The following is a 21,289-nucleotide window of genomic DNA, read 5'->3' as shown; positions in this document are numbered from 1 at the left end:
GCCCCCGGATCAGCGGCGAGCGCGTTAAGGGAGGGAACAAGTTTCGCGGCGCGCGATGCGCACCGCAAGCGCAGCGCCATCGAGCGCCAGCATCGCGGCATCACGCCACCAGCGTTTCCGCTTTCTTCAAGTCAACAGAGACCAATTGGCTCACGCCCTGCTCCCCCATGGTGACCCCAAAGAGCCGATCCATCCGCGCCATCGTCACCGCGTGGTGTGTGATGATTAGGAATCGCGTATCGGTTTGACGGCACATCTCGTCTAGCAGGTCGCAGAACCTGGTCACATTTGCGTCATCAAGCGGCGCGTCGACCTCATCCAACACACAAATCGGTGCCGGGTTGGCCAAGAACACGGCAAAGATCAGCGCCATTGCGGTCAGGGTTTGCTCCCCGCCTGAAAGCAGGCTCAACGTGCTGAGCTTTTTGCCCGGCGGCTGGCACATGATCTCGAGCCCGGCTTCCAACGGGTCATCGCTTTCGACCATCACCAGGTTCGCTTCGCCGCCGCCAAAGAGATGGGTGAACAACATAGAGAAGTTCGCGTTCACCTGCTCAAAGGCCGTCAGCAGCCGTTCCCGCCCTTCGCGGTTAAGACCGGCAATGCCACTGCGGAATGTCTTGATCGCCTCTTCCAGATCGGCCTTTTCGGTCAACAGCGCGTCGTGCTCCTCGCGAACCTCCTTGGCGTCATCCTCAGCGCGCAGATTCACCGCTCCCAAGGAATCTCGCTGGCGTTTGTAGCGGTTCACGTCCTCTTCCAAGGTTTCGGCGCGCGGTATCTTGTCTGCTTCGATATTGAGCGCAGCGCGCAGCGCGTCAGGTGTGACTTGCCGTTCGTCCTGAATGCGCTCGGCGGCGTGCGAGACGGTCTCGCGGGCGGCGTCACTGCGGGCTTCGGCCCGCGCGCGGGCTTCGCGTGCGTCAGAGGCCTGCCGTTCAGCATCCCGTTCGGCATCTGTCGCTGCCTTCAATGCCGATTCTGCAGTAGACAACGTTTCCATCGCAAGAGCCCGACGCGCTTCGGCAGCGGCGATCGCACCAGTCAATTCTTCACGTTTGGCCGCGATCTCTGCAGGCGCGGCGCTGGCTTCGGCCAACTCGACCTCGGACGCGGTCTTGCGCTCGATCAGTTCAGCAGTCCGTTTGCCCGCCGTTTCCAAGCGATGCCGCCAATTGCTGACTTCTTTCGTCACGTCCTGCGCGCGGCGGGTGCGCGCTTCGCCTTCGCGGCGCAGTTCATCATGAGCCGAGCGACGCGACATCATGGTGATCCGCGACGCTTCGACCGTCATGCGAATGTCCTCAACCTGCGCGCGCGCCGCTGTAAGGTCGTCCAGCCCCTCGCGCGTGCGCTCGGCCTCCTGGACCTCCGCGCGGGCGGCTATCGCAGCCTCTTCGTGGCGCTTTACCGCAAGCCCAATGGATTCCAGTCGGCTCTCGGCAAGGTTTCGATCCGCTTCCGCCCGGCTCAGCGCGCGGCCAGCATCCGCAACCAGACGGTCCGCGTCGCGCCGCGCTTCGCGGGCGCGTTTATCCGCGTCTGCCTGCTCGGCCAATTGGCGTTGCAATGTTTCATGCGCAGCCCGTGCGCCATCGGCGCGCTGGCTTGCTTGCTCCAGCGCTTGCTTCAACACTTCCAATCGGTTCAACTGTTGCAAACGCAGCGCTGCAGCCGAAGGCGCGTCCTCAGCCCAGGCGCGAAAGCCGTCCCACCGCCACAGATCGCCCTCGGGCGAGACCAGCCGCTGCCCTGGCAACAACTGCGCCTGAAGCCGCGTACCCGCGTCCGGATCGACCAGCCCGATCTGGCTCATGCGGCGTTCAAGCACCTCAGGGACCGAGACATGCTGCGTCAGCGGCGTCACCCCCTCAGGCAGGGGTTGCGCCTCCAGATACCCGGGCAGTACCGACCAGCCGGACGGACCATCCGCATCAACTTCAGGGGCACGCAGATCGTCGGCCAAGGCCGCGCCGAGTGCTTTTTCGAACCCGTGTTCAACCTGCAACCGGTCGAGGATTTGCCCACCCTCCGCCGTGTCGCGCTCCACCAGCTTCGCCAGTGCCCCGGCCTCTGCCCGCAGGGCATTGGTTTCGCCTTCGGCCTCAGACCGTTCCGCGCGGGCGTCGGCTTCGCGCGATTGGGTGTCAGCGCGTGTTTCTTCTGCAGCCAAAAGGGCGGCATCGGCAGCGGCAGCGGCAGTGACAGCGGCGGCTTCGGCCTGCTGCGCCTCGGTAAAATCCACGCCTGCTTTATCGAGCGTCGCTTGGCTTTGCGCCACGGCATCGCGGGCCTTGCGGGCTTCGGCCTCTGACTTCTCCAGCGTTTTGCGGCTGTCCTGAAGCAGACGCTCCGCCGAGCTATGACGCGCGGCCAGACGGGCGACGTCCTCTGTGTGTTGGCTCAGATCCCCTTCGCGGGCCTGAAGCACCTCAGCCGCTTCACGCGCAGCCTCAGCAGCTGCATCAAGCGCGCTGTCATGCCCCTCGCCCGCCGCGGCCAGTTCCTGCGCCTCCAATTCGAGGCGTTCGATCGTTTCCTCGGCATCGCGGTTCAACCCACCTTCGCGGTCAATATCGCGCGCTAGCTGCGTGATGCGGCCAGTCAGGGTCTCAATCAATGCGGCAGCGCGCGCCTCTTGATCGGTCAGCGTATCGCGCTGTGTAGCAAGGCGTTGCAGCACAGCGGCAGAGATCGCCTCTTCTTCGCGCAACGCGGGCAAAACGGTTTCCGCTTCCTCGCGTGCTTTGGCCACCCGGCGCACCTGCGCCTCGGCCTCGGCTGCCGACGTAACGCGGGCACGCAATTCGCCTTCTGCGGTGCCTCGGGCTTCATCTGCCTCGCGCCAACGTCGATACAGCAGCAACCCCTCGGCCCGGCGCAGCGCCTCGCCAACCTCGCGGTACCGCGCGGCTTGCCGCGCTTGTCGGGCCAGCGTCGCCAGTTGCGAAGCCAACTGTTCGATCACATCATCAACGCGGGCGAGGTTCTGCTCCGCGCCGTTCAGCTTGAGCTCTGCCTCATGGCGCCGCTGGTAAAGACCGGAAATCCCGGCGGCTTCTTCCAAAATACGGCGACGGCTTTTGGGTTTGGCGTTAATGAGCTCAGCAATTTGCCCCTGCCGCACCAGCGCCGGGCTATGAGCGCCCGTCGACGCATCGGCAAAGAGCATCTGCACATCGCGGGCGCGCACATCTTTGCCGTTCACCTTATAGGCGCTGCCTACATCGCGGGTAATGCGGCGCACAATCTCTAGCGCGTCCTGCTCGTTAAAGCCCGCAGGCACCAACCGGTCACTGTTATCAAGGTGCAACGAGACTTCGGCAAAGTTGCGCGCAGGGCGCGAGGCGGCCCCGGCAAAGATCACATCTTCCATGCCACCGCCACGCATCGCGGTCGGGCGGTTTTCGCCCATGACCCACCGCAGCGCTTCGAGCAGGTTGGATTTACCGCAGCCGTTTGGCCCCACGACCCCGGTCAGCCCGTCTGAAATGACGAGGTCTGTGGGGTCCACGAAGCTTTTGAAGCCGGTCAGTCTGAGTTTGGAAAAGCGCAAGTTAGCCCTGCCGTGATTGATTCTTACCTGAGCGGCGAACTTGCCGTTTTGGGAGGGTCCGAGTCAATCAAAAGCCCCAAGGGAAGGGGGGCGATGAGCGGTTATCCACAATATATTGTCGCCAGTGGTGGGATCATCCTTCCGCGAACCAACCGAGGTGCCCAATCCTGCGCGGGAGGTGCTAATCGCAGTCCAACACACCAAGCGCCAGCGCTTGATCGCCCAGCACCTCTTTCACCTGACAGCCGCTCGCTTGTGCCATCGCGCGTCCGGCCCTCTCCCGGATTGGGCCAAAGCGGGGGGCGTATTGCGTGTTCACGCGCACCGCCTCCGCACGCTCCCCGCGAATACGCACATCAAAAACCGAGCCGTCCACCGTTATACGTTGGGCCGGTAAACCCCGAAAATCCCGGCTGGGGGCCGTACAGGCCGAAAGGCCGACCGATATTGCGAGGGTGAGTAACAAGCGCATGGCCTCAGCCTGCAGTGGCCGAATTAACAAAAGCCTAACGCAAAAGAAAAAGCCCCGGCAAAACCGGGGCTTTCTAAATTCAATGTGACGCGGCTTAGTGCAGCTTGGCTTCGACTTGGGCGATGCCGTCGTCGATCAGCTTGTTGCCCTGTGCAGCGGTCATCTGTTTGGCGATCACGTCGCGGGCAGCGGCGACAGCGATGGTCACAGCTTGGTCTCGAACTTCCTTCACAGCAGCGGCCTCAGCCGAGCTGATCTGGTCTTTCGCGGCAGCCATGCGACGATCAAGCGACTTGGCCATATCCGCCCGCGCCTGTTCGGCAGCAAGACGGGCATCTTCCTTGGCGGAAGACACGATGCGGTCCGCTTGGTCCTGCACCTCTTTATGCTTACGCTCGTAAGAGGCCAGCAGAGTTTGCGCTTCTTCACGCAGGGCGCGGGCTTCCTCCAGCTCGGTCTTGATGCCATCGGCACGTTTGTCGAGCATGCCGATCAGCAGCGTCGGAACCTTGAAGTAGATCAGGATGCCGATGAAGAGCAAGAAGGCCAGCAACACGATGAAATCGGTGTTGCGCAGCGAGAAGAACGGCCCCGTGGCGGCGAGCGCTGGCGATGCCGCAAGACCGGCGAGCAGGGTCGAAAGTGTTAGGCGCATGGATTTGGTCATGGCTTATCCTTTCATCCGCGCATCAGCGGCGGCATCAACAGTGGTTGCATCTGCCGTGCCACCCAAAGCGGCGACGAGAGCTTCTGCGGTATCCTTGGCAACGGCTTGTACGTTGACCATGGCGCTCGCACGAATTTCGGCAATGGCTTTTTCCGATTCTGCCACCTGAGCGGCAATCTCGGCATCGGCCTTGGCCATTTCGATATCCAGATCAGCCTGCATGTCCGCTTTGGCTTGGGCCACGATCCGCTGTGCCTCGGCACGGGCGTCGATCAGGGCTTGGTCATAGGCGGCTTCGGCTTCCTGCGCCTTGACCTTCAGGTCTTCAGCGGCAGCGATGTCATTGGTGATGGTCCCTTGGCGTTCAGCCAAAACCGCACCGATACGGGGCAGAGCCACGCGTGACAGGATCAGGTAGGTCGCGATAAGTGCCAGGATCAGCCAGAAAATCTGGTTGCCCCAGTGATCAAAGTTCAGCTGCGGCATGCCCGGCGTTTCGGCGGCATGGGTCACAATGCCGGTCGCGTCGGCCAGCCCGTCGCTGGTTGTTTCAGTTGCCATCGTGGCTTCTCCTTGGAAACTTTGCCGTTACAGTCGGGCAGACACGGCAATGCGCGCCTGCCCGCTCGTAAGGAATGCAGTTCCGGAAGCTTAGACGGCGAACATCAGCAGCAGAGCGACGAGGAACGAGAAGATCCCCAGAGCTTCTGCAAACGCGATGCCGATGAACAGGGTCGCTGTCTGGCTTGCGGCTGCCGATGGGTTGCGCAGTGCGCCGGACAGGAAGTTGGCGGCAACGTTGCCGACACCCAGGGCTGCGATGCCCGTGCCGAGACCTGCAATGCCTGCGCCGATATGTGCGAGTTGACCTTCCATGGGGGTATCTCCTTACGATTGGAAGTTAAAACTTTGGCGAAATATTCCGCCGTTGTTGGGGTTGTTAGTGTGCGGGGTGCAGCGCGTCCTTGAGGTACACGCATGTCAGGATGGTAAAGACATAGGCCTGGATAAAGGCCACCAGCACTTCGAGACCGTACATCGCGGTAATCGCGAGCACCGACACCGGAGAGATCACTGCGATGGCAGCGAAACCGGCGAAAACTTTGATAACCGCGTGGCCCGCCATGACGTTACCCGCCAGACGAATGGAGTGGCTAACGGGACGTACGAAGTAGCTGATCAATTCGATGATCGCCAGCACCGGGCGCAGGGCCAGAGGTGCCGACGACACCCAGAAAAGGCTCAGGAACGCCGCGCCGTTTTTGACAAAGCCGACTACGGTTACGGTAATGAACACTGCCAGCGCCAGCACCACAGTCACCGAGAAATGCGCAGTGGGCGTGAAGGCCGTGGGGATCAGGCCGAGGAAGTTGGCCATCACGATGAACATGAACAGGGTCATGATATAGGGGAAGAACTTCAGTCCTTCTTTGCCGCAGATGTCCTCGACCATCTTGTAGATGAAGCCATAGGCCAACTCGGCAACCGATTGCATCCGGCCCGGCACGACAGAGCGGCGTGCGCTGCCCAGCACCAGCAGAGCGAAAGTCGCGAGAACCGCCAGCGCCATCCAGAAGGTGGCATTGGTGATGGTGTACCAAGCAACGGAAGCGCCATCGCCAAAGAGTGGCGATACGATGAACTGGTCCATCGGGTGGAATTCCAGACCGCCTGTTTCAGCGCCTTGTATCTCTGTTGCCATTTCAGGCTCCCTCGTCCTTGCCCGAATGGGGCGTATCCTGTTCGGCCAATTCGGCCTGTTGTTTGTCCTGGATTTCCTTAGCGGTGCGGAGCATCGTCTTCACCCCCGCCGCAAGGCCCAGCATTACAAAGAGCACCATGAAGATGGGCAGCGTGCCAAACAGCACATCAAGCCCGTATCCGATGCCGAAACCGATCCCAAGACCGGCCACAAGTTCGATCACCATCCGCCACGCCATATTGGCCTGAGAGTAATGCTCATCCGCTCGGGGCGTGGGTGCGCCGCGTTGTTTCGCAGCCGCCAGTTTGGCCTCAAGCTGCTCGATCTGCTGCCGTTGGTCCGGGCTGGTCACACCAAAATCCCCATCGGAATATCTGCTGCGGTGCTAATGTTAGGGCGGGTTAGAGTCAACTGCGTTCGGACATGCGAATAATGCTGATATTTCAGAGACTTAAATTTATACCGTGCCTTTAAGGGTTGAAACATCTCGGCGAAATCCCAGTAAAAGTGCGCCCCAGCCTTATTCAACCCAATGGTTAAGTTAGCGTCATGCTCGCTTTCCCACGCCCGCGCTCCGCGCTATGCAGGTGCATGACCCAGGACCTAGATCAGGTATTTGCCGCCCTTGCCGACCCAACCCGCCGCGCCATCCTAGCGATGCTGCTAGAGGACGATATGGCCGTGACGGATGTGGCCGAGCCTTTTGAAATGTCGCTTGCGGCAATCTCAAAACACCTAGGCGTGCTGACGGCAGCCAGACTCATCAGTCAGGAAAAACGTGGGCGGGTGAAATGGTGCAAGCTGGAACCGGATGCGCTGCGAAATGCGTCGGTTTGGATGCAAGGGTTCGGGCAATTCGAGCCGGTGAACCTTGATGCCTTCGAGCGATTTCTAGAAATCGAATTGCCTGATGCGGGCGAAGGCGTAGCGCGCTCAGGGTCAGAGTAGAGTGATCCCCCCTTGCCACGAGGTAAATAAGACAAGGGGAGGATCAATCGACGGTCAGATGACGCCGAATGCAAAACGCAAAATAGCCAATACCACTACGATCAACCCGATCAGGTAAATAATACTACGCATGGTTGTGTCCTTCACTATGATTTCACGCCCCAACGCAGGATTGAGCACTCTGGTTCCATCAAGTCCACAACTTTTTGAATTTTTGTGATTTTTCCGCTCTATCTTCGCGTAGCAGCAGGTAAAGCGCCAGAATCGTCATCAGGACGCCTCCCCAAACCATCCTGCCCGGAAGCGCATTGCCAAAGCCTAATTCCCACAGGATTACCCAGCTTGGCGTGAGGTAGGTATAGGCCATCACCTTGGCCGACGGCAGCCGCAACGCCGCGAATTGCAGCAAGACCACCGTGGCAGCCGTGGCAAAGACCGCAACGTATAGAATAGTGATCCAAACCAAGGGGCGCAGGGCGCTCCAGTTCGTCGCGCGGATATCTTGCCAACCGTAGAGCGCCAGTAACACCGTGCCCGCCAGTAACGTGCCAAAAGTGAACATCACCGCGCTTTCGCCTCGGTTCAACCGCCGCACCATAGGTGTATAGACTGCGTGACTGATGCAGCCGACAAAATAGATCGCCTCCCCGCGTCCAATATCGAACGACAAAAGCGCCGCGAGGTCACCGCGAAAGGTCACCCAAAGCGCCCCGGCCCCACCAATCGCCAGCGCCAGCGCCATGCGCGGCGTCATGACCTGCCGCATCAGCAGCCACGCAAACCCCGCCGCCATCACCGGGACGAGCGTAAAGACCGCCGCCGCAGCAACCGGTGGTGCGGTTTTAAGCCCCTCGAACATCAGCACGAAATACAGGGTAAAGAGCGCCGCCAGCACAAAGTATCGCCAAGGCGCGGCAAATCCCGCGCGGCTGATATCGCCCCGCCCCCATGCCAGCACGCCAACCAGCAACGTCGCCAAACCAAACCGCACTGTATTCAACGCCGTCGGCGTGATCTCATTCGCGACCTGCGCCCCGAGCGAGAATGACCCAGCCACCAGCGCCGAGAAGCACAGCATCGCCAAATGGCCCTGTGCCGAAACGCTCAGTCGGGACATGAGACCGCTTCCTCGGCATGTTCCTTTAGAAAGCGCAGCACCGCCTGCACCTTGCTGGTGCGGTGCAAATCAACATGGGTCACCAACCAAAGCGCGCTGCCCCAATCGGCGCGCGGCGCGTGGATTTCGACAAGCTCAGGGTCTGCGCGCCCCATCGCGGCGGGCAGACCGCCGATCCCTGCCCCGGCCCGCAATGCTGCTTCCATCGCGGCACCACTGGAACTGCGCCAAGTGATGCTTTCCTCGGGCACATTGGCCCAAAGCCATTGGTGATAGGGCGCGCGGCTGTCGCGGTTGTCTGCCGCGATGAAACGGTGCTTTGGGTAATCCTCCGGCCCCTGCGGGATGCCGTATTGCGCCACATAGTCCCGGCTGGCATAGGCCCCCACCGAAAGCTGCGAATAGGGCTGCACCACATTGTCGGGCTGGTCTGGCGCGGCGCCTGCGCGGACTGCCACATGCGCCTCTCCGTATTCCAATCGGAACAGACGATCCCCGATAAGATAACGCACCACCAACTCAGGATTCTGACGCTGAAACTCGGTCAGCAGCGGGGCCAGCCGTGGCGCCAAAAAATCAAGCGAGGTAATGACCAATTCGCCCGAGACATCGCTGCCCCGACCTTTGATCCGCCCGGCCAATTGGCTGAACTGATCATCCGTAGCCCGCGCCACCCGCAAAAGGTCTTCGCCCGCCTCGGTCGCGGTATAACCGCGCGCATGACGTTGAAACAGTTTGACGCCGAGCCGCCCCTCCAAAGCATCGATATGGCGGATAACGGTAGCATGGTGCACGCCTAGCACCTCTGCCGCGCCGCTTACCGTCCCCAATTGCGCAACCTGAAATGCGGTTCTGATCTCGTCCCAATTGTCCATTCACTCACCCTGCCGTCCCGACCTGTGCATTTACGAACATGGTCACATTCATTCTGGCAGTTGCGTTCGCGAGCACAATGCCCAATTCCATGTCATCAGATTTACCATTGGAACAAGGACCAGCATCATGGCCACCCTGCGCATCGAAACCTCCGTGAACCGCGAAAACTCTGTCACCCGCAAACTGACGGACCGCATCATCTCCACCCTCGGCGACAGTGACGTTGTTACCCGCGACATAGCCACCGAGCCCCTGCCGCTGATCGATTCCACATGGGCCAGCGCCCGCGTGAAACCCGCCGACGAGCGCAGCACCTTGGATCAAGACGCCCTCGCCCTCTCCGACACACTGGTTGCCGAAGTCCAAGCCGCCGATACAATCGTCATCAGCGCGCCGATCTACAACTTCACCATCCCCGCGTCTTTGAAAGCGTGGATTGACCTGATCGCCCGCGTCGGCGTGACCTTTAACTACACTGCAGAAGGCCCCGTGGGCTTGCTGGAAAACAAGCGCGTGATCGTCGCCTTCGCCTCAGGCGGTACCGGAATCGATTCCGCCGCCGATTTCGCCAGCGGCTACCTGCGCTTCGTGCTGGGTTTCTTGGGCATCACCGATGTGACCTTCGTCGCAGCGGACCAATTGGCCGGAGACGCCGAAGGCACCATCGCCCGCGCCAATGCCCAGATCGACGCGCTGCGCGACGCGGCCTAAGCAGCCTTCCCCTCAGAAACAGCCGCGTCCCGTCACCGGGGCGCGGCTTTCGCATGGCGGTGCTATGCCGCCCGCCCTGCCCGGCTTGACACGCGCCGCGCCAGCGCGTAAACGCCCCTCAATCTCCGGAAGCATTGCCTTCCGGTCCCGACATGGCGTCGGGATCGCCCCCAGTCAGCGCGTTGCGCCCACTGGGGCATTTGTGCATTTTCGCGCGCGTCCTTAAGTAAGGGCAAGTGCAACCGACCCGAAAGGCCCTGTGCCCATGTTTGAAAATCTCAGCGAACGGCTCTCTGGTGTCTTTGACCGCCTGACCAAACAAGGCGCGCTCAGCGACGAAGACGTCAAAACCGCCCTGCGCGAAGTCCGCGTCGCCCTGCTGGAGGCTGACGTTTCGCTGCCCGTGGCGCGTGATTTTGTCAAAGCGGTGCAGGACAAGGCCACCGGCCAAGCGGTGACCAAATCGGTCACGCCCGGCCAGCAGGTCGTGAAGATCGTCCATGACGCGCTGATCGACACGCTGAAAGGCGAAGGGGAGCCCGGCGCACTCAAGATCGACAGCCCGCCCGCGCCGATCCTGATGGTCGGCCTTCAGGGTGGCGGTAAAACCACCACCACCGCGAAACTGGCCAAGCGCTTGAAGGAGCGTGACGGCAAGCGCGTGCTGATGGCCTCGCTCGACGTGAACCGCCCGGCGGCGATGGAACAGCTGGCGATCCTTGGCGTGCAAATCGGCGTCGACACACTGCCGATCGTCAAGGGCGAGACCCCGGTGCAGATCGCCAAACGCGCCAAGACGCAGGCGGGCTTGGGCGGCTATGACGTCTATATGCTCGACACTGCGGGCCGCCTGTCCATCGACGAAGAGTTGATGCAACAGGTCAAAGCCGTGCGTGACGTCGCCAATCCACGTGAAACATTGCTCGTGGTCGACGGCCTGACTGGCCAAGACGCCGTGCACACCGCCGAGAACTTTGACGAGCGTATCGGCATCACCGGTGTCGTTCTGACCCGGATGGACGGCGATGGCCGTGGCGGTGCGGCGCTCTCGATGCGTGCCGTGACCGGCAAGCCGATTAAATTCGTCGGTCTTGGCGAAAAGATGGACGCGCTTGAGACTTTCGAGCCTGAGCGCATCGCGGGCCGCATCCTTGGCATGGGCGACATCGTCGCGCTGGTTGAGAAGGCCCAAGAAACCATCGAGGCCGAACAGGCCGAGAAGATGATGAAGCGCATGGCCAAGGGTCAGTTCAACATGAACGACCTGAAGATGCAGCTTGAGCAGATGATCAAGATGGGCGGCATGCAGGGCATGATGGGCATGATGCCCGGCATGGGCAAAATGGCCAAGCAGGTCGAAGACGCCGGTTTTGATGACAAGATCCTCAAGCAGCAGATCGCCTTGATCCAGTCCATGACCAAGAAAGAGCGTGCCAACCCTGCCCTGCTGCAAGCCAGCCGCAAAAAGCGTATCGCACGCGGTGCCGGCATGGAGGTTTCCGACCTCAACAAGCTGATGAAGATGCACCGCCAGATGTCCGACATGATGAAGAAGATGGGCAAAATGGGCAAAGGCGGCATGCTCAAGCAAGCGATGAAGGGCATGATGGGCAAGGGCGGCATGCCCGGCGGCATGGACCCCAGCCAGATGGACCCAAAGGCGCTCGAAGCGGCGGCCAAGCAGATGGGCGGCAAGCTGCCCGGCGGTCTGGGCGGCATGGGCGGCGGCGGCATGGGCCTGCCCGGCGGGCTCAGCGGTTTCGGGAAAAAGAAATGACCGACACCACCACAGATATCGCCAACCGCGCCGCCGAGCTGTTGAAAGGGCACCGCGCCTCGATCGACCGGCTCGACGCGATCCTCGTCTATACCTTAGGCGAGCGGTTCAAACACACACAGGCCGTGGGGAAACTCAAGGCCACACACGACCTTCCCCCGTCCGATCCGGCCCGCGAAGCGGCCCAGATCGCACGGCTCGAAGATTTGGCGAAAGAGGCCGACCTCGACCCCGAATTCGCCAAGAAGTTCCTGAACTTCATCATCGCTGAAGTCATTCAGCACCATAAAAGCCACCAAACGTAAGGCCGGGGGTCACCCCCACCCTGCACACCAACTCAAAGGACTACTCACCATGGCTATGAAAATTCGTCTCGCCCGCGGCGGCTCCAAAAAGCGCCCCTTCTACCGTATCGTTGCAGCCGACAGCCGCATGCCACGCGATGGCCGCTTCATCGAGAAGCTGGGCACATACAACCCGCTGCTGCCGAAAGACAGCGAAGAGCGCGTAAAGATGGACGTTGAAAAGATCGAAGCATGGATCGCCAAAGGTGCCCAGCCGACCGAGCGTGTGACACGCATGCTGGAAGCCGCTGGCGTCCGCGAAAAGACCGAGCGTAACAACCCCAAGAAGGGCACACCGGGCAAGAAAGCTCAGGAACGCGTGCAGGAGAAGGCCGACAAAGCCGCTGCCGCTGCTGAAGCTGCCAACGCACCTGCCGAAGAAGCTTCCGCAGAATAAGCTGCGAGCGCCCGGCATGGATGAATTCTCTGAAGACTTCCGTGCCGGGCTGCACGACCTGATGCGGTGGCGGCGCGATGTGCGCCGCTTTCGCACAGACCCGCTGGACGAGGCGCTGGTGCAAACCTGCCTCGACAGCTTTTCCCTCGCCCCCTCTGTGGGCCTGTCGGAACCGTGGCGGATCATCCGCGTAACGTCCGACACCGCGCGCCAAGCCGCGCTTGAGAATTTCCAAACAGCCAATGCCCGCGCCCTTGCCGGATATGACGGTGAGAAGGCCGCGCTCTATGCCGGGCTCAAGCTTTCGGGCATGAGCGATGCGCCGGAGCAATTGGCGATCTACTGCGATGACAGCACCGACAAGGGCAGCGGCCTTGGTGCCGGAACCATGCCAGAAATGCGCCGCTATTCCGTGGTCGGCGCGATCAGCCTGATGTGGCTCACTGCCCGTGCCCACGGCCTTGGATTGGGCTGGGTCTCGGTGCTTGACCCTGTGCGGCTGAACCGTGATCTTGACGTGCCGAAAGACTGGTCGCTGGTGGGCTATCTCTGCATGGGATGGCCGCAGGACAACAGCCTAACACCGGAACTGGAAACCAAGGGCTGGGAGAGCCGCGCCCCAAGCCTGAAGATCGAGACCCGTTAATGAGAAAATTACTGTTCCTTCTGGCCGTGCTGGTGCTCGGCTTTGTCCTTGGCATCCGCTATGATCGGCAGTTAATGCAGGACGAATGCAAAACCGGTGCCGGGGAATGGACCGGGACGATCTGTGTGAATTCGGAGTTGTTGCAATGAGTGACCAAGACCTGATCTGCGTCGGTGCCATCGCCGGTGCCTACGGCGTACGCGGCGAAGTGCGCGTGAAGAGCTATTGCGCAGCACCCGAAGATATCGAGACCTACCGCCCGCTTTACACCGAAGACGGCAGCCGGACCTTCAACCTTGCCCTACTGCATCAGGTCAAAAACGGTTTCGCCGCCCGCATCGCTGAGATCACGACGAAAGAAGAAGCCGACGAGATGCGCGGCCTGTTGCTGTTCGCAGCGCGGGATCAACTGCCGAACCTGCCGGATGATGAGTTCTACCACGCCGATCTGATCGGGCTTGAGGTTTATGACACTGGTGGCACGCTGTTGGGCCGGGTCAAAACGGTGCAGAATCACGGCGCTGATGATCTGCTGGAACTGCAACTGGCAGGCACTTCTGCCACAACTTTCCTGCCCTTCACCAAAGCCGCTGTACCAACCGTCGATCTGGCCTCTGGCCGCATTGTCGCGGACCCGCCGCTCGGTGTGTTGCCGGATGCGGCGGATGGCTGATCGCGGGCTTGGATAATGCCGCGCCGGATCATCTTGCATCCCGGCTTTCACAAGACCGGCACCAGCAGCATCCAAGCCACGCTGCGGGCCAACCGAGCGGCGCTAAAACCTCATGTCGCCCTGCGCCTGCGCTGGCATTTGAAAGACCTGCTGCATGCAACGCGCGGCTATTCGACATGGCGCGATCCGATCACCCTTTTGAAGGTCGAGCACCGCTTTGACGCAGTGCTGGGGGCGCTGCCACGGATGCCGCGCCGCACGCTCATATTGTCGGCTGAGGAATTGGCCGGGCACATGCCGGGCCGGGGCGATCTGGCCGATTACAGCGCCGCACCTGAGCTGATCTTTACGATGTGGCAGACCGTGCACCGCCGCTTTCCAGACGCCGAGATTATCGTCCATCTTTCCACCCGCGCGCCTGAGAGCTGGATACGCTCTGCCTATTGGGAGCATGTCAGCTCTTCTTCGATGACGCTGGACCTTAAGTCTTTCTCCGCCCGCTACGCATCTGCAGCGCACTTAGATGCCATGGCGTCCGAGATCGCCGCCCGCTTGCCCTGCCGCGTGCAGCACGTCAGGTTGGAAAACTGCCACGATCTGCCGCTCGGCCCTGCGACCCCGCTTGTTGATCTCTGTGATCTGCCGGCGAATGTCGTGAAAACGCTCGTGCAATCGCCGCCCATCAATGTTCGGCCCCCGGCCGAAGTGCTGCAAGCTATGCTTGACGCCAACCGCCAACACGCCGATGACCCTGAGGCGCGCCGCCGCGCCAAGACCGCCATCCTCGAACAGGCAGGAACCGCATGAAACCCACCCGCTCCCATGGTCGCCAAAGCGTCCGGCCCAGCCTGAAGCCCCGCACCCTGATGCAGGACGCGCCCGATTATGCGGACGTTTGGCAGGCGCGGGTCGTGACGCTATTTCCCGATCTCTTCCCCGGCGTGCTGGGGGCCAGCCTGACCGGCAAGGCGCTGCAAGACGGGCGCTGGCAGTTACACACCCATGATCTGCGCGAATTCGGCATTGGCAAACACCGCAACGTCGATGACACGCCTGCGGGCGGTGGCGCGGGCATGGTGATGCGCGCCGATGTGGTCGGCCCCGCACTGGCCGAAGCGCAGAGCCATGCGCATGGGCGCTGGCCTGTCCTGTACATGTCCCCGCGTGGGCAGCGGTTTGATCAAGCGATGGCGCGGGATCTGGCAGATTGCGCCGGGGTCACCTTGCTGTGTGGGCGCTTTGAGGGTGTGGATGAACGGGTGATTGAACAATTCGGCATCACAGAAGTCTCATTGGGTGATTTTGTGATGACCGGCGGGGAACTGGCGGCGCAGGCGATGCTCGACGCGACGGTACGTCTGCTGCCCGGCGTACTGGGCAATGCTGAAAGCATTGAGGAAGAAAGCCATGCTTCGGGACTGCTGGAGCATCCGCAATACACCCGGCCCGCCGAATGGGAAGGGCGCGAAATCCCCCCTGTGTTGATGTCAGGCAACCACGGCGAGATCGCCAAATGGCGACAAGCGCAGGCCGAGGAACTTACCCGCACGCGCCGCCCCGACATGTGGGCCAAACATCAAGATAAGGGCTAAGCGCCCGTGCCTTGAGGAACTGCCGCTCTCAGCGCGGCGTTGATCTCTCACATTGGAGGGAGACAACACATGCTAGAGATTATTCTAATTCTGCTCATTGTCGCAGCTGTGGCGGCACTTCTGGGATTTGGCCGGGTTTCCGGTGCGGCCCTGACCGGGGCAAAGGTGCTTATCGGGATCGTGCTGGTGCTGTTCCTGCTTGTCGTCTTGGGCGTGATTGCGCTGGCCTAGAGTTTGGCGGGATCAAGGGCATCAACAGCCCCCTTGATCCCGCAGCCCCTTGCCCCTATACCCCCCTCATCCGGAGCAGCTTTGGCGGCTCCGGTGCTTTGCGTTTAGGCGCAAGCGAATAAAGCAATGACGACGATACCTCCGGCGGGGGCCCTGCGATCCGAAATGATCACGGCGCTGCCCGGCAGAACCCGAAGCTCTGGGTCGCAACATAATTTCGTGGAATACCGCGAACATCATAGGAGATAGGTCAGATGAACCTGATCGCAGAGATCGAGGCGGAACAAGTCGCCGAACTGGGGAAAGAGATCCCCGACTTCCGTGCCGGTGATACCATTCGTGTTGGCTTTAAAGTCACCGAAGGTACCCGCACCCGTGTGCAGAACTACGAAGGCGTCTGCATTTCGCGCAAAAACGGCCGCGGCATTGCCGGGTCTTTCACCGTGCGCAAGATTTCCTTTGGCGAAGGCGTGGAGCGTGTGTTCCCGCTGCATTCGACCAACATCGACAGCATCACAGTAGTACGCCGTGGCCGCGTTCGTCGCGCCAAACTGTACTACCTGCGCAGCCGTCGCGGTAAATCCGCACGTATTGTCGAAAACGCCCACTACAAGCCGCTCTCGGGCGCGAAAGCTTAAAGGACAGGTCGATGAAAGCCGATACACATCCAGAATACCACATCATCAACGTCAAAATGACCGACGGCACTGTTGTGGAAATGAAATCGACTTGGGGCAAAGAAGGCGACCAACTGTCGCTCGACATCGACCCCTCCGTGCACCCCGCATGGACCGGCAGCACAGGCCGGATCATGGACACCGGCGGCCGCGTGTCGAAGTTCAAGAACAAATACGCAGGTCTGGGCTTCTAAGCCTTTTCCCTCATTGCGAAAACAAAGGCGCGGCCCCTGCGGGTCGCGCCTTTTGCGTTTTAGGTTGGGATAAAAGCGGGACAGGGCGTTTTGGGCTGGCGAGGTGCACGGTATTTGCAAAAGGATGAAATGGGGGGGAAGTCACGTGCCGATTGGAGCAGCGCGCAATCGGCAGCTGGGGTCAGAGGCGGCGTTCTTGTAGGGCGGCTTGGGCACCGTAACCGTGTAGATGGGAGAGAACCGCGCCGTAGACGATCAGCAGATAGGCAAGAAGTTCTATGCCTTCTTGGACGGTGGTTTTAACCTGTGGATCATAAGCGCCCCCCATGACCGCTTCCCATAGGGTGCCAGTGCCGAAAGTGCGCGAAAAGAAGAGCAGCAGCACCACGCCGATATAAACAAAAGTGGCCGAGCGCGTTTGCAGGTGATGCAACATTGGCAGAAGGGTAGTCCCCCGGTTGCGCCAGGCGATTAGACAGCCCACTGTCAGCGTCAACAGCGCGGGATAAATCCAAAAACCGTGTTGGATACGGTCCAACACAGCGTCATATTCGCGCAAAAACATGCAGGCAAACAGCGTCGCCGCCAACGTCAGATACCCCCGCATGCCCACATGCCGGTACGCCCCAAGCACAAAGATCGCGACAGCGACAGCCAGTAACACGTTGTGCAGGTGCTCTGTCAGCGACTCTTCTGAGACGCCGTCGCCCAAGACTGTTGTATCGAGATAAACCGTAACCGGCACCAGCGCCACCAGCAGGCACACAAGTGCGAACTCAGCAATCACCGCCCCCAGCGACGGCAGCACGCCGCGCGCGGTCCTTGGTTTTGGATTGCGTGATGTGCCGGGGGTAGGATCTGCCATAGGGAGGCCTTGCTTCAACGGTTACTCTGGCCCCCCTCTGGGGCAGCAAAACGCGGTGTTACACTACGCCTCTGACAGTGAAAATAGCGCAGATAACTCTGATGTCCAAAAGCGGCAGAGCTGCCACGGTCTGGCTTTACAAGCTCCCTCGCCACTTTCCAAAGTTGAGAACCCTACATATAGTGTGGCTCAACAATATCCTGCTGAAACGGCGGGCGCGAAGGGACAGCAGAATGGCGCATATCATCGTCGTCGGTAACGAAAAGGGCGGCGCGGGAAAATCGACCGTTTCCATGCATGTGGCAACGGCTTTGGCGCGGCTTGGGCATAAGGTTAGCGGGTTGGACCTTGATCTGCGGCAACGGACTTTTGGCCGCTATATTGAGAACCGTCGCGATTTCTTGCGCGAGTCTGGCCTGACACTGGCAAGCCCTGGCTTATGTGAGCTACCGGATGTTGAGGCAAGCACCCTGCGCCCCGGTGAGAATATGTATGATCATCGCCTGAGCGCCGCCGTGGCGGAGCTGGAGCCAGACAATGATTTCATTCTGATCGACTGCCCCGGTTCGCATACACGGTTGAGCCAAGTTGCACATTCGCTGGCGGATACGCTGATCACGCCGTTGAACGACAGTTTCATCGACTTTGACCTTTTGGCCCATATCGACGCCAACGGGGAAAAGATCACCGGGCCGTCTGTCTATTCCGAGATGGTCTGGAACGCGCGGCAATTGCGGGCGCAGGCCGGGCTTTCGGCGATTGACTGGGTCGTGGTGCGCAACCGTTTGGGTGCGCAGCGGATGGTGAATAAGGAAAAGATGGAACGCGCGATTGGCAATCTTAGCAAGCGGATCGGCTTTCGCACCGCACCGGGATTTAATGAGCGGGTGATCTTTCGCGAGCTGTTCCCGCGCGGTCTGACGTTGCTTGACCTCAAGGATATCGGGGTGAAGCAGTTGAACATCTCAAACATCGCCGCGCGGCAAGAACTTCGCGATCTGATTAAGGCGCTGGAACTGCCGGGTGTGACTGCCGACTTTTAATGTTAGTGGTGGGGCAGCGGTGCCACCACGCGACGGCGACGAGCGAGGGCGACGAGGTTCGATAAGAACAGCGCACCCAGCACAATCGCCCCGCCGATCAGCGCATAGATGCCCGGGTCTTCGCCCAGTACGGCCCAGACAAGTAGCGGTGCAAGTACGGATTCCAAAAGCACCAGCAGGCCCACTTCCGCGCTTGAAATATAGCGCGGCCCAATGGCGATGAGCCCAGCACTGGCCGCCATAAAGACGGCATAGAGTAGCATTTGGGGCAACTCTGAGCTGGGCATCTGCAAGGGTTGCGCCACGGGAAGCAGCACCAGCCCCGCCAGCAGATAAGCCAGCGCAACCGCCGGCACCATGGATACCGCCCGCGCGTGCCGCGCCGCAGTCAGTGCGCCTGCGAAGATGGCAGAGATCGCTAATGCCAAAAGATCGCCCGCCCGCGACGCGTTTTCGGTCTCGCCTGACCCGAAGGCGATTACTGCCAGCCCCGCCAGCACTGCGGCAATGGTAAGGAACATGCGGCGGCTGATCGGCTCACCTAGAAAGACCCGGCTGTAGATCGCGGCAAAGACTGGGAGCGAGGCGAGAATGAATACGACATTCGCCACCGACGTCAGCCGCACCGCCAGCACAAAACCCACCCCGGCACAGGCAACGCCGCCGACATAGATCGCGCTGGCCCATCCGGCCCGGCGCAGAGCGCGAAACGGTGCGGTGCCCTGCGCCACAAGCAACCCCGTGCCAATCGCCAATCCCACGAGGGTCACCTTCCAGAACGCCAGCGTCAGCATCGGCGCGTCGATGACCCGCACGAAAAGCGCTTCGGGAACGATGCACATCACCCCGAGAAAGGTGAGCAGGAGGCCTTTGGTTTGATCAGTCATGCGCCATCGGTGGCGTTTTCCAAGCCTTAAGTAAAGCCCCCCGGGCCTGCTTCTGACAGCTTGAGCAGCGCCCGACGCAGCACCTCGGCCTCGGCGGGATCAAGTGCATCCATCAACGCCGCATCATAGCGCCGTGCGACGGCGCGCAGATCGTTATAGGCCGCTTGGCCTTGCCGGGTCAGCGACAGATACTCGACCCGGCGGTCATCCTCGTTGCGGGTACGGTCAACAAAGCGGCGCTCATTCAAACGGTGCACGGCGCGGCTGATCTTGGTTTTATGCATCCGCGCGCGCTGGCCGATGTCGCTCGCCGTGAGGCGGCCATAGAGGCCAAGATGAAACAGCACCCGCCACTCTGTGCGCAGCATGCCGTAGCGATCCTTATAGATCTGCTGAAACTCCAGCGAAGACGCCTCTGCCGCTTGGTTCAGAAGATAGGGGAGGAATTGCTGCAATTGAAATTCGTCAGTTTCCATATCACGCCGCTTGTTAGTTACAAATACAACTATTACAGTTGCAACAGATTCTGCAAGGGGGCACAGATGACCAACCATTCAAAGCCATCGACGATGACAACCGCGGCCACCACTTCGGGCACGCATCCGGGCTACATGCCCGGTTTCGGTAATGATTTTGAGACAGAGGCCCTGCCTGGCGCGTTGCCGCAGGGCATGAACTCCCCGCAGAAATGCAACTACGGCCTCTACGGCGAACAGCTTTCCGGGACCGCATTTACCGCGCCGTCCCATCAGAATGAGCGGACATGGTGCTACCGTATCCGCCCGTCGGTCAAACATTCGTCGCGGTATGAGCGGATCGACCTGCCCTATTGGAAATCCGCCCCGCATGTGCCGCAGGATGTGACCAGCCTTGGCCAGTACCGCTGGGATCCCGTGCCGCATTCCGACACCGCGCTGACATGGCTTACCGGCATGCGCACCATGACAACCGCAGGCGATGTGAACACTCAAGTCGGGATGGCGAGCCACATCTATCTCGTTACCGACAGCATGGTTGATAGCTATTTCTACTCTGCCGACAGCGAGCTGTTGATTGTCCCGCAGGAAGGCACCCTACGTTTTTGCACCGAGCTCGGCGAGATGGACATCGCCCCCCAAGAGATCGCCATCATTCCGCGTGGGTTGGTCTACCGTGTCGAAGTGCTGGACGGTCCGGCGCGGGGGTTTGTTTGTGAGAATTACGGCCAGAAATTCCATCTGCCCGGCCGTGGCCCAATTGGGGCCAATTGCATGGCCAATCGGCGTGACTTTAAAACCCCCGTAGCGGCCTTTGAGGACCGCGAGACGCCTTCGACGGTGACGATCAAATGGTGTGGCCAGTTTCACGAGACAAAGATCGGGCATTCGCCGCTCGACGTGGTGGCATGGCACGGCAACTACTGCCCGGTGAAATACGACCTGAACACCTATTGCCCCGTAGGCGCGGTGCTCTTTGACCATCCCGACCCGTCGATCTTTACCGTGCTGACCGCGCCCTCGGGCGTAGAAGGCACCGCCAACATCGACTTCGTGCTGTTCCGCGACCGCTGGATGGTGGCCGAAGATACCTTCCGCCCGCCGTGGTATCACAAGAACATCATGTCTGAGCTGATGGGCAATATCCACGGCCAGTATGACGCCAAGCCGAAGGGATTCATCCCCGGCGGGATGTCCCTGCATAACATGATGCTGCCGCATGGGCCTGACCGGAATGCGTTTGAGGGCGCATCGAACGCTGAGCTTGCGCCGCATAAGCTCGACAATACGATGTCGTTCATGTTCGAGACCCGCTTTCCGCAGCATCTGACCGAATTTGCCGCCAAAGAAGCGCCTTTGCAGGATGACTACATCGACTGCTGGGAAAGCTTGGAAAAGAAATTCGACGGCACACCGGGCAAGAAGTGACCCGCCTGCC

General features: G+C 60.7%; 27 protein-coding genes. 15 read left to right on the top strand and 12 right to left on the bottom strand.

The genetic code is table 11. The annotated features are described in order from the left end of the window. Window positions 1–100: 100 nt before the first annotated feature. The 7 genes from WNY61_RS03010 to WNY61_RS02980 form a co-directional block, all read right to left on the bottom strand. Window positions 101–3,556 (bottom strand): AAA family ATPase, encoded by a 3,456-nt coding sequence (locus tag WNY61_RS03010; protein WP_342849958.1) that lies wholly within the window; start codon window positions 3,554–3,556, stop codon window positions 101–103. 181 nt (window positions 3,557–3,737) lie between these two features. Then, window positions 3,738–4,028 (bottom strand): hypothetical protein, encoded by a 291-nt coding sequence (locus tag WNY61_RS03005; protein ID WP_342849957.1) that lies wholly within the window; start codon window positions 4,026–4,028, stop codon window positions 3,738–3,740. A 94-nt stretch (window positions 4,029–4,122) separates the two neighbouring features. After that, complete coding sequence (locus WNY61_RS03000) at window positions 4,123–4,683, bottom strand: F0F1 ATP synthase subunit B (RefSeq protein ID WP_342849997.1); 561 nt, start codon at window positions 4,681–4,683, stop codon at window positions 4,123–4,125. Window positions 4,684–4,698: 15 nt separating this feature from the next. Continuing rightward, entirely contained in the window at window positions 4,699–5,256 is a 558-nt protein-coding gene (locus tag WNY61_RS02995) for a F0F1 ATP synthase subunit B' (RefSeq protein ID WP_342849956.1), read from the bottom strand. 90 nt (window positions 5,257–5,346) lie between these two features. Continuing rightward, window positions 5,347–5,571 carry a F0F1 ATP synthase subunit C gene (locus WNY61_RS02990; protein WP_007118046.1) on the bottom strand — a complete coding sequence of 75 codons (225 nt, stop codon included), beginning with the start codon at window positions 5,569–5,571 and terminating at the stop codon, window positions 5,347–5,349. Between the two features lie 64 nt (window positions 5,572–5,635). Beyond that, window positions 5,636–6,397, bottom strand: coding sequence for a F0F1 ATP synthase subunit A (locus WNY61_RS02985; RefSeq protein ID WP_007118047.1), 762 nt, complete (start codon window positions 6,395–6,397; stop codon window positions 5,636–5,638). Window position 6,398: 1 nt separating this feature from the next. Continuing rightward, complete coding sequence (locus WNY61_RS02980) at window positions 6,399–6,749, bottom strand: AtpZ/AtpI family protein (RefSeq protein WP_342849955.1); 351 nt, start codon at window positions 6,747–6,749, stop codon at window positions 6,399–6,401. Between the two features lie 239 nt (window positions 6,750–6,988). Between WNY61_RS02980 and WNY61_RS02975 the strand changes: the two genes are divergently transcribed. Further along, on the top strand, window positions 6,989–7,345 hold the full coding sequence (locus WNY61_RS02975; RefSeq protein WP_342849954.1) for a metalloregulator ArsR/SmtB family transcription factor: 357 nt from the start codon (window positions 6,989–6,991) through the stop codon (window positions 7,343–7,345). A 190-nt stretch (window positions 7,346–7,535) separates the two neighbouring features. Here WNY61_RS02975 and WNY61_RS02970 read toward each other — a convergent pair whose 3' ends face one another. Further along, entirely contained in the window at window positions 7,536–8,462 is a 927-nt protein-coding gene (locus tag WNY61_RS02970) for a DMT family transporter (protein ID WP_342849953.1), read from the bottom strand. Continuing rightward, on the bottom strand, window positions 8,450–9,337 hold the full coding sequence (locus WNY61_RS02965; RefSeq protein WP_342849952.1) for a LysR family transcriptional regulator: 888 nt from the start codon (window positions 9,335–9,337) through the stop codon (window positions 8,450–8,452). The genes WNY61_RS02970 and WNY61_RS02965 overlap by 13 nt, the downstream gene beginning before the upstream one ends. Window positions 9,338–9,464: 127 nt before the next feature. On the opposite strand from WNY61_RS02965, the gene WNY61_RS02960 reads away from it, so the two are divergent. The 12 genes from WNY61_RS02960 to rpmE all read left to right on the top strand — a co-directional run bounded on the left by WNY61_RS02960 (window position 9,465) and on the right by rpmE (window position 16,580). Continuing rightward, a complete protein-coding gene (locus WNY61_RS02960; RefSeq protein ID WP_342849951.1) occupies window positions 9,465–10,049 on the top strand; it encodes an NAD(P)H-dependent oxidoreductase in 585 nt (194 codons plus the stop codon). A 265-nt stretch (window positions 10,050–10,314) separates the two neighbouring features. Next, the gene (gene ffh / locus WNY61_RS02955) at window positions 10,315–11,826 is read left to right on the top strand and encodes a signal recognition particle protein (protein ID WP_342849950.1); all 1,512 of its coding nucleotides are present in this window, start codon (window positions 10,315–10,317) and stop codon (window positions 11,824–11,826) included. Beyond that, the gene (locus tag WNY61_RS02950; RefSeq protein WP_342849949.1) at window positions 11,823–12,131 is read left to right on the top strand and encodes a chorismate mutase; all 309 of its coding nucleotides are present in this window, start codon (window positions 11,823–11,825) and stop codon (window positions 12,129–12,131) included. The genes ffh and WNY61_RS02950 overlap by 4 nt, the downstream gene beginning before the upstream one ends. Before the next feature lie 49 nt (window positions 12,132–12,180). After that, the gene (rpsP, locus tag WNY61_RS02945) at window positions 12,181–12,567 is read left to right on the top strand and encodes a 30S ribosomal protein S16 (RefSeq protein WP_007118056.1); all 387 of its coding nucleotides are present in this window, start codon (window positions 12,181–12,183) and stop codon (window positions 12,565–12,567) included. Window positions 12,568–12,583: 16 nt separating this feature from the next. Beyond that, window positions 12,584–13,213: a 5,6-dimethylbenzimidazole synthase gene (gene bluB / locus WNY61_RS02940; RefSeq protein ID WP_342849948.1), complete on the top strand. Its 630-nt coding sequence runs from the start codon at window positions 12,584–12,586 to the stop codon at window positions 13,211–13,213. Continuing rightward, complete coding sequence (locus WNY61_RS02935) at window positions 13,213–13,362, top strand: hypothetical protein (protein WP_007118058.1); 150 nt, start codon at window positions 13,213–13,215, stop codon at window positions 13,360–13,362. The genes bluB and WNY61_RS02935 overlap by 1 nt, the downstream gene beginning before the upstream one ends. Continuing rightward, window positions 13,359–13,886 (top strand): ribosome maturation factor RimM, encoded by a 528-nt coding sequence (rimM, locus tag WNY61_RS02930; RefSeq protein ID WP_342849947.1) that lies wholly within the window; start codon window positions 13,359–13,361, stop codon window positions 13,884–13,886. Before WNY61_RS02935 ends, rimM begins: the two co-directional genes overlap by 4 nt. A gap of 15 nt (window positions 13,887–13,901) precedes the next feature. Beyond that, window positions 13,902–14,693, top strand: a complete 792-nt coding sequence (locus tag WNY61_RS02925) for a hypothetical protein (RefSeq protein ID WP_342849946.1) — start codon at window positions 13,902–13,904, stop codon at window positions 14,691–14,693. Continuing rightward, complete coding sequence (trmD, locus tag WNY61_RS02920) at window positions 14,690–15,478, top strand: tRNA (guanosine(37)-N1)-methyltransferase TrmD (protein WP_342849945.1); 789 nt, start codon at window positions 14,690–14,692, stop codon at window positions 15,476–15,478. The genes WNY61_RS02925 and trmD overlap by 4 nt, the downstream gene beginning before the upstream one ends. 69 nt (window positions 15,479–15,547) lie before the next feature. Next, on the top strand, window positions 15,548–15,709 hold the full coding sequence (locus WNY61_RS02915; RefSeq protein WP_007118062.1) for a DUF1328 family protein: 162 nt from the start codon (window positions 15,548–15,550) through the stop codon (window positions 15,707–15,709). A 254-nt stretch (window positions 15,710–15,963) separates the two neighbouring features. Continuing rightward, window positions 15,964–16,347: a 50S ribosomal protein L19 gene (gene rplS, locus WNY61_RS02910; protein ID WP_342849944.1), complete on the top strand. Its 384-nt coding sequence runs from the start codon at window positions 15,964–15,966 to the stop codon at window positions 16,345–16,347. A gap of 11 nt (window positions 16,348–16,358) precedes the next feature. Continuing rightward, a complete protein-coding gene (gene rpmE / locus WNY61_RS02905) occupies window positions 16,359–16,580 on the top strand; it encodes a 50S ribosomal protein L31 (RefSeq protein ID WP_007118064.1) in 222 nt (73 codons plus the stop codon). Between the two features lie 181 nt (window positions 16,581–16,761). Here the strand turns inward: rpmE and WNY61_RS02900 are convergent, their stop codons facing one another. After that, complete coding sequence (locus WNY61_RS02900; protein ID WP_342849942.1) at window positions 16,762–17,445, bottom strand: hypothetical protein; 684 nt, start codon at window positions 17,443–17,445, stop codon at window positions 16,762–16,764. A gap of 233 nt (window positions 17,446–17,678) precedes the next feature. Here WNY61_RS02900 and WNY61_RS02895 point away from each other — a divergent pair, with 233 nt between their 5' ends. Continuing rightward, entirely contained in the window at window positions 17,679–18,488 is an 810-nt protein-coding gene (locus WNY61_RS02895; RefSeq protein ID WP_342849940.1) for a division plane positioning ATPase MipZ, read from the top strand. Between the two features lie 2 nt (window positions 18,489–18,490). Here WNY61_RS02895 and WNY61_RS02890 read toward each other — a convergent pair whose 3' ends face one another. Beyond that, entirely contained in the window at window positions 18,491–19,375 is an 885-nt protein-coding gene (locus tag WNY61_RS02890; protein ID WP_342849939.1) for a DMT family transporter, read from the bottom strand. 26 nt (window positions 19,376–19,401) lie between these two features. After that, complete coding sequence (locus tag WNY61_RS02885; protein ID WP_342849938.1) at window positions 19,402–19,851, bottom strand: MarR family transcriptional regulator; 450 nt, start codon at window positions 19,849–19,851, stop codon at window positions 19,402–19,404. Window positions 19,852–19,944: 93 nt separating this feature from the next. Between WNY61_RS02885 and hmgA the strand changes: the two genes are divergently transcribed. After that, complete coding sequence (hmgA, locus tag WNY61_RS02880; protein ID WP_342849996.1) at window positions 19,945–21,279, top strand: homogentisate 1,2-dioxygenase; 1,335 nt, start codon at window positions 19,945–19,947, stop codon at window positions 21,277–21,279. Window positions 21,280–21,289: the final 10 nt, after the last annotated feature.

The organism is Sulfitobacter sp. AS92 (genome assembly GCF_038900015.1).
Lineage (GTDB): Bacteria > Pseudomonadota > Alphaproteobacteria > Rhodobacterales > Rhodobacteraceae > Sulfitobacter.
The sequence above is the reverse complement of the archived record's forward strand: the minus strand, read 5'-3'. Positions and strand labels throughout refer to the sequence as shown.

Bases quoted from the DNA above. Each gene is read 5' to 3' on its own strand.
- WNY61_RS03005 (WP_342849957.1), bottom strand. From the start codon at position 4,028: ATGCGCTTGTTACTCACCCTCGCAATATCGGTCGGCCTTTCGGCCTGT.
- WNY61_RS03000 (WP_342849997.1), bottom strand. From the start codon at position 4,683: ATGCGCCTAACACTTTCGACCCTGCTCGCCGGTCTTGCGGCATCGCCA.
- WNY61_RS02995 (WP_342849956.1), bottom strand. From the start codon at position 5,256: ATGGCAACTGAAACAACCAGCGACGGGCTGGCCGACGCGACCGGCATT.
- WNY61_RS02990 (WP_007118046.1), bottom strand. From the start codon at position 5,571: ATGGAAGGTCAACTCGCACATATCGGCGCAGGCATTGCAGGTCTCGGC.
- WNY61_RS02985 (WP_007118047.1), bottom strand. From the start codon at position 6,397: ATGGCAACAGAGATACAAGGCGCTGAAACAGGCGGTCTGGAATTCCAC.
- WNY61_RS02975 (WP_342849954.1), top strand. From the start codon at position 6,989: ATGACCCAGGACCTAGATCAGGTATTTGCCGCCCTTGCCGACCCAACC.
- WNY61_RS02970 (WP_342849953.1), bottom strand. From the start codon at position 8,462: ATGTCCCGACTGAGCGTTTCGGCACAGGGCCATTTGGCGATGCTGTGC.
- WNY61_RS02965 (WP_342849952.1), bottom strand. From the start codon at position 9,337: ATGGACAATTGGGACGAGATCAGAACCGCATTTCAGGTTGCGCAATTG.
- WNY61_RS02960 (WP_342849951.1), top strand. From the start codon at position 9,465: ATGGCCACCCTGCGCATCGAAACCTCCGTGAACCGCGAAAACTCTGTC.
- ffh (WP_342849950.1), top strand. From the start codon at position 10,315: ATGTTTGAAAATCTCAGCGAACGGCTCTCTGGTGTCTTTGACCGCCTG.
- WNY61_RS02950 (WP_342849949.1), top strand. From the start codon at position 11,823: ATGACCGACACCACCACAGATATCGCCAACCGCGCCGCCGAGCTGTTG.
- rpsP (WP_007118056.1), top strand. From the start codon at position 12,181: ATGGCTATGAAAATTCGTCTCGCCCGCGGCGGCTCCAAAAAGCGCCCC.
- bluB (WP_342849948.1), top strand. From the start codon at position 12,584: ATGGATGAATTCTCTGAAGACTTCCGTGCCGGGCTGCACGACCTGATG.
- WNY61_RS02935 (WP_007118058.1), top strand. From the start codon at position 13,213: ATGAGAAAATTACTGTTCCTTCTGGCCGTGCTGGTGCTCGGCTTTGTC.
- rimM (WP_342849947.1), top strand. From the start codon at position 13,359: ATGAGTGACCAAGACCTGATCTGCGTCGGTGCCATCGCCGGTGCCTAC.
- WNY61_RS02925 (WP_342849946.1), top strand. From the start codon at position 13,902: ATGCCGCGCCGGATCATCTTGCATCCCGGCTTTCACAAGACCGGCACC.
- trmD (WP_342849945.1), top strand. From the start codon at position 14,690: ATGAAACCCACCCGCTCCCATGGTCGCCAAAGCGTCCGGCCCAGCCTG.
- WNY61_RS02915 (WP_007118062.1), top strand. From the start codon at position 15,548: ATGCTAGAGATTATTCTAATTCTGCTCATTGTCGCAGCTGTGGCGGCA.
- rplS (WP_342849944.1), top strand. From the start codon at position 15,964: ATGAACCTGATCGCAGAGATCGAGGCGGAACAAGTCGCCGAACTGGGG.
- rpmE (WP_007118064.1), top strand. From the start codon at position 16,359: ATGAAAGCCGATACACATCCAGAATACCACATCATCAACGTCAAAATG.
- WNY61_RS02900 (WP_342849942.1), bottom strand. From the start codon at position 17,445: ATGGCAGATCCTACCCCCGGCACATCACGCAATCCAAAACCAAGGACC.
- WNY61_RS02895 (WP_342849940.1), top strand. From the start codon at position 17,679: ATGGCGCATATCATCGTCGTCGGTAACGAAAAGGGCGGCGCGGGAAAA.
- WNY61_RS02890 (WP_342849939.1), bottom strand. From the start codon at position 19,375: ATGACTGATCAAACCAAAGGCCTCCTGCTCACCTTTCTCGGGGTGATG.
- WNY61_RS02885 (WP_342849938.1), bottom strand. From the start codon at position 19,851: ATGGAAACTGACGAATTTCAATTGCAGCAATTCCTCCCCTATCTTCTG.
- hmgA (WP_342849996.1), top strand. From the start codon at position 19,945: ATGACAACCGCGGCCACCACTTCGGGCACGCATCCGGGCTACATGCCC.